The sequence below is a fragment of the Candidatus Thermoplasmatota archaeon genome, assembly GCA_038884455.1.
Classification (GTDB): Archaea; Thermoplasmatota; E2; order DHVEG-1; family DHVEG-1; genus JAWABU01.
The window spans coordinates 21,544-27,843 of sequence record JAWABU010000026.1 but is presented as its reverse complement, the minus strand read 5'-3'; the positions used below and the strand labels follow the sequence as shown (position 1 = coordinate 27,843).

6 protein-coding genes are annotated in these 6,300 nt (G+C 37.6%); all 6 read right to left on the bottom strand.

What is annotated here, in order from left to right:
• Window positions 1-132 precede the first annotated feature (132 nt).
• Window positions 133-765: a hypothetical protein gene (locus QXL17_05760; GenBank protein MEM4258641.1), complete on the bottom strand. Its 633-nt coding sequence runs from the start codon at window positions 763-765 to the stop codon at window positions 133-135.
• Between the two features lie 197 nt (window positions 766-962).
• A complete protein-coding gene (radB, locus tag QXL17_05755) occupies window positions 963-1,628 on the bottom strand; it encodes a DNA repair and recombination protein RadB (GenBank protein MEM4258640.1) in 666 nt (221 codons plus the stop codon).
• Window positions 1,629-1,654: 26 nt separating this feature from the next.
• Window positions 1,655-2,686, bottom strand: a complete 1,032-nt coding sequence (gene dph2 / locus QXL17_05750) for a diphthamide biosynthesis enzyme Dph2 (protein MEM4258639.1) — start codon at window positions 2,684-2,686, stop codon at window positions 1,655-1,657.
• A 4-nt stretch (window positions 2,687-2,690) separates the two neighbouring features.
• Window positions 2,691-4,283, bottom strand: coding sequence for an AAA family ATPase (locus QXL17_05745; GenBank protein MEM4258638.1), 1,593 nt, complete (start codon window positions 4,281-4,283; stop codon window positions 2,691-2,693).
• A 32-nt stretch (window positions 4,284-4,315) separates the two neighbouring features.
• Window positions 4,316-5,590 carry a DUF401 family protein gene (locus QXL17_05740; protein ID MEM4258637.1) on the bottom strand — a complete coding sequence of 425 codons (1,275 nt, stop codon included), beginning with the start codon at window positions 5,588-5,590 and terminating at the stop codon, window positions 4,316-4,318.
• 221 nt (window positions 5,591-5,811) lie between these two features.
• On the bottom strand, window positions 5,812-6,246 hold the full coding sequence (locus QXL17_05735) for a hypothetical protein (protein MEM4258636.1): 435 nt from the start codon (window positions 6,244-6,246) through the stop codon (window positions 5,812-5,814).
• Window positions 6,247-6,300 lie beyond the last annotated feature (54 nt).

Below are 6,300 nucleotides of genomic sequence, written 5' to 3'. Positions count from 1 at the left end.
TTTGTTGAAAAAATCTGTAAAAAAGCTTGTTGAATTATGATTTTTTCTGTTTGCTGTGCGTGATTCTCACAGCAAAATGAGACGTTATGCTGAATTTATGGATTCATTTCGGGATGTAGCCGGATAGCCCTATTACTTATGGACGATGGCTGCGACGCCTCGTTTCACTAATAATGAACTTATTTCTTGATCAAGAGCAAGTACATCATCTTTTTTTAAAGAATAAATTTGCAGATCAAAACCGACAAATTCCGGGACATCTGCAAGCATTCGAACGACCGGAGTACCATTTGAATCTGAACGTTGGGAATCCTGTTTTGGACCGACTTGTTGGTTACTGATTGATTCTGCAGGAGTTTTCTGAACATTTTTTTTTGACGTTATGAGCAAATCTGTTCTTGTCTTTGTTATTGCAGCTATAAGTTGTTCATATAATTCTTTTTCAGGTTCGATGAAGTTTTTCACATCAGGTTTTGCGCCTCGAACCGCCGACAAAGCTGCTTGAACAATTTTTTTTTCTCGAAGTTCATAAATACTCTGAACGATTTTCCTGATATTTTGTATTTCTTCATGATAAATTTTATTTTTTGTTGGATTATTTTCATTTGAAAGTTTCTGTTCAAGATTTTGAAGATACGAAGTTAACTGCTCATAGAACGTTGGAGGTATCTGCATTAAGCCTGGGGACGCTTGTTCTTGCTGTTGTAAACGCCGAAGGTTTTTGTAACTTATTTCTTCAAGATCTGATTTTGAAGCAGACGGCATATCTAAAAGACATATATAAGTATATTAAATAGGTTTTTGACAGAAGGAGGTTAGATATATAGGTACTTTTTTGCTTTGTTGATTGTTCCTTGAGAAACGATAGATATCTCTTTATTCTATCTCATCAAATATTTCAATAATCAAACGCATATCCTTTTTCATTCACACATATAAAAGAAGTGTGGTTTTTCTTATTCTTATTCTAACCCGTGGTGGGTAATTCGAAAGATCGCTGTTTTTCCCTCGGGTTGAAATCGATGTTTCATGAGAGTTGCTTGCCGCTCTCCGATACCTTTCCGTTCAAGTTTTATTACTGTTTTAACCATATGATCTGTTTCCCGATGACTAAAAGGCTTGATTTCACCATTTTTATCGGTATATACCTGCTCTGCGATTACAACATACAGATTTTTTTTTCGAGCAGTAAGCTGAAGCTGGGTCATCTGTCGAAGGAACGAACGCATCCCACTTTCTCGATCACCTTCGAGTTCGAGTCGATAGAACATGTTCATAGTATCAACGGTGATACAATCAACGTCTTTGAGAGTACAAACATCTGAAAGTATTGTTTCCTGTTCAGCAAACGATGTAGGACTGAATACTTTCATATTCTCCAAAATTTTAGGGTATTCCTGTTTTGTGCAGATCTGCCGTAGCCGTTCGAGTGATACACCTTCAGTATCAATATAGGCGACCGTTCCACCTGCTCTGATACACTCACGGGATGCTTGAAGGAGTAAATTGGTTTTCCCGGTTCCTGCTTCTCCAAAGACTTTAGTAATGATCCCCTGTTCAAGACCTCCGCCGAGAAGGTCATCAAGAGGTTGACATCCAAGTTTGAGTGATTTCATGATACAGGACATGAGGCAACATAACCATAAAAGGTTTATCATCGAATGTGCTCATCACAGATCTGATCAAAGATATAGGTTTGCCAAGATCGAACACCAAATGCAATTTCAGCCTCGACCGGCGTGATGAGGGGTTTTTTATACTGGAGATAATCATCAATTGCAATACGTGGACAGATTGTCGAAATAAAACAATCAATATCAAGAAAACTCTGTAAAATTTCAGGGGAAACATAATTCACTGCAAGAATCAGACTAGTTCGACGTGCAGATTCAATGATTGTTTTCAGGTGAAAAACAAGCTGTAGTCGTTGTTGACCTGGTTTCAAACCAACAAGAATGCCAAAAGTTTTTGCAGTTTTTGCAGCTGCAATAGCCCCATACCTCTGTCGTAAAAGACTATCTTTCATATCTTCAAGTTCCTGTCGTTTAACCTGAAGCGTATAGGGATCAGCAGCAATAACAGGTTTTTTTGTTGCTAACAACAAACCAAGAGGGTGAAACATCCCACTTCCGAGAAATAAATATGAATCAACACTTCCGACAACCGATGTTGCTGATGAAAAATTACAACCGAGAATCTGACCATCGGCAGTTACCCGACTATCTCCTTTTCCCACAATTGGTTTAAATCCATGATCCTGTAAAAATTTGGATAGTTTTTGTAACGTGTGAAGATGCTGCGCAGTTGTCACAAGACCAATACGATTTCCAACAAGCAAAGAGCAAGCTTTTTCAACAACTCGGTAAACATCGATATCAGCAGCTGCAGTGACATATAAAACAGGAATGGACTGATCGTGGTGAGGAAGCAGTTTCGTATGACCAATATGAATAATACAATCAATAGGTAGATTATACAAAGAATTCACTGGGATATCGCATGCTCCGAAGCAAGGATCAGCAAGGACAATAACCCGAGCACGCGTTTGTTGTTCCAGATAGTTTACAATAGGTCGCAATGAGTGTTTCAGCCCTTCCGGGACTTGCAGTGCGAGCGTCGAATACTGTTTCTGAACAATTTGGTCAATGATGTGATCCATGTCTAAATCATAACCTGCAATTTTCATATGATTACACCTTAGAAAGATGCTGCGCTATCGTTTTGAAAAAATTGAATCGATATTCATATTGCTCGTTCGACGTGTCAAAAATATACACATGATCCTTTGAAGAAAATGCTTCGAAGGTTTCTTTCTGTTTAAGATAAATCTCCCATCGTCCATCTGAAACCGATTTTTTCTCCAGACGGGATTCTAACCGCTTTTTTACCTCTTCATCGGGACAAACACATTGGATGATGATGAGAGATGCAGATAAATCTTGGGAAAGACGAACAACCATGTCACGATGTTTCCTTTTTTGGAAGGTTGCATCGAGAACCACATTTTCTTTCCGTTGGAGCGTTTCTGCTGCAGTTGTAATCATTTTTTCATACGTAGCATCAACGTTTTTTGGTTCGTATAACCCTTTGTTGAATGCATCGTGATGTCGTTCATAGGTATCGATGCCAGCAAGTTGTTTCCGAATAATATCTGAGTTGAGATAGCATGCATGATAGTCAACAGCGATTTTTTGTGCAACCGTTGATTTACCAGTACCACTCAAACCACCGACAACAAAGAGACATGGCGTATGTTCTGCTACATCAAGCGAAAATAACAAAGCATAATATTCTGATAATGTAAAATATCGCTGTGCAGTCCTTTGTAACTCTTGTTTTTTATGCTCAGGTATCTTTGGATCCTGGAGTTGAAAACCAGTAACCTTCCCCCGAACATAGGCTCGGTAGGATTTGTAGAAATTTAGAAGATCAAAGATGCCTGTGTCACCGCTTTTTTTAACATAGTTGGTAATTAAAAAACTTGCAAGATACGGATGGTTTTGATAATCTAGATCCATCGCAAGAAAACCGATATCAGATGCAACGTCGATAAATCGAAATCGTTTATTAAATTCGATGCAATCAAAAATATAGATATTGTTTGCACCAGAAACGACGATGTTCCCTGAATGGAGATCTCCATGGCAATCACGGATGTAGCCTTGCTTGATTCGACGGTGAAAAACATCCTTTTTGTTCTTAAAAAAAGCATCATTTGTTGTTTTTATAAAAGCATATGTTTCAGGAGAAATAAGACTACCAACAACAGCTTTTGTTTGTTCAAAATTTTCATCAATATTCTGACGTACTTGGTCAGGACTGCCATAGGAGCTTATTTCATCGGTCGGCTGTTCACGAGTATAAAAATCGACTAGTTTTGAACAAAGTATATCTATGATATCCTCATCGATTTTTCCCTGTTTCAGCAGATACGTCATAATTTCTTGTTGAGGAAACTGCTTCATTTTCACGACATACTCGATCGGCTTCCCGGTACCGTTGAGTACAATAGCACCATTCTGTTGTGTGATGGGGAGTACACTAAGATATATATCTGGGCAAAGGCGTTTATTTAAACGGATTTCTTCTTCGCAATAAAATTTCCTTTTCTCAAGTGTTGAAAAATCAAGAAACCCAAAATTGACTGGTTTTTTTACCTTGTACGCATAGGGTCCTGTTAATGCTACAACAGAAATATGTGTCTGAATAATTTCTACAGATGAAGCTGATGATCCATAAAAGCTAGGATTTCGAAGATACGGAAGAAGATCAACCTTGTTCATAGCAACAAGGAAATCAAGTTTTTATAAAAGCTTTATCCTAATGAAAAAACAAGCACGACAAAAACAATTTGAATACATAACAGAGTCATTGCAGCAGGGATAAACCATCGATATATTTTCATAGGATTTGTTTTTAGATATTCGCTACTGAGTACATTACACAGATGAATTGGTGAAATTAAATAACCAACAAGAGAACTGATAAAAATTATGCTGGTTAAACCAAGAATAGGAATTGAAGTGAATATGAAAAAGGGTTGTATCAAAAAATAGGAGAGCGTTATAGCACCAAGATTATAACCAGTCAATAAACCAAGAAGGAAGGGAATCAGAATGATAATAACCAAAGGCGGTGTCGGTGTTGTTTGAATCAGATCAACAAGAATACTATTTGCTTTGGTCGCTTCAAACATTTCTCGAAAAATCATGATTCCGAAAATCGCAATTATGAGATTCCAGGTAAATGACCGTCGAATGATCTTGAGATACTCTCCACTCGTATTATGTGTGAGGAAAAAAAGTAGAGCAATACTAAAAACAACTCCGATCAAAAAGGACCTTGTCTGCGAAAAACCAACATATTGTAAAATTAAGTAAAAAAACAAAGGAGCAATCGGAGGAATCAAATAGATCAATCCTCGAAGACCGCCGGTGTCTTCTTTTGTAACAGAGGGATTTTTATGTTTTAGAAAAAACCGCAACATAAAATAACCAATCAGAATTGCAGTAAGGGTTGAAGGTAAATTGATGAGGATGAGGTATCCAATATCGATATCTGAAAATTTTTGACTACAGATGAGGATCATTGCTGCTGATATCGGAAAAATAGGGAACCATATATGCCGAAACCATATGTTGAGGAAATTTTTTTGACGATTATCGAGTTGATACGCAGTTCCTTCTTCATCAAGCATTGGTGCCGAAAGGAGTGCACCTCCTGGGACTGGCATTAAACCATATATCGCAGGAATAACGCCAAGAATACCTCCTTTTGAGAAGACGGTTCGAAAACTTTCAATAAGTTTAGTTATTGCTCCGGTTTCCTGCATGGTTTTTGCAAGAATAAAAATAAAGGTACTTAACAAACCAAGCTCGATAGTTTCCGTATTGATCTGACCGGTATCAAATGAGTAAATACTTGCTGCGATAATGGTTTTTAATATATCTTGGAATGATAGGAATTCCAGAGAAAAAAAACCAAGGATAACTGCACCAAGTATCAGCGATAATCCAAAACTTTTCTGTTTTCTGATGAAAAAGATAATTACTATGAATGAAACAATGATACCGACAAGACTTAGAAACATTCGTAGGCAGCATACCTCTCGGCTTTAATTAGTTAACTCCAAACCTAGTTTTTTCCGCATATAATTATGTACAACCAACCATTCATCAAGCATCAACGTTTTTCATGAACAAGTAGCTATGTGAAAAAAAATAGAAATACCTTGTTCTACTTGTAATAGGAGCAATAGTTACTGCCGTATGTTAGAAATGGTGGTTGTGCTAATCGGAATGCACATGATCATTACTCATCAAATGATACATCATGAGCTTTCGACCAACTATCCTCAAAATATTTATTCAACTTCTCAAGCATTACTTTTTCAACAGTCCAAACACCGAGCTCTTCTTGTTTAATTGGTCCTGCTAGGATCAACGCGCGGTCGTCGCCAAGAATAAAATTTCCCCGAATTCCTGAATGCTCTTTTGCTTGGAGACCAACAAGTCGATCCTTATTTTCATACTGATTAACAACGATTTTTGCGTTTTTTGGAAGCTCCATGTCTCCTAGATACTCTGCAACAATTCGAGGATTTGAAATCTCCGAAATACTCCACTTATGTGTTGGCCGTGTCGCACTTTGAGTGTTTGGAGTTTTTCTCATACCTAGTTCAATAGCCAACGCAACAGCAATCACACCGATGCACATCCCCAATATAAATGCTCCAATATCTATCATAGCGTCGTTCCATCCTCCTATGTACTACGAATAGGTAATTTACAATCATAGATA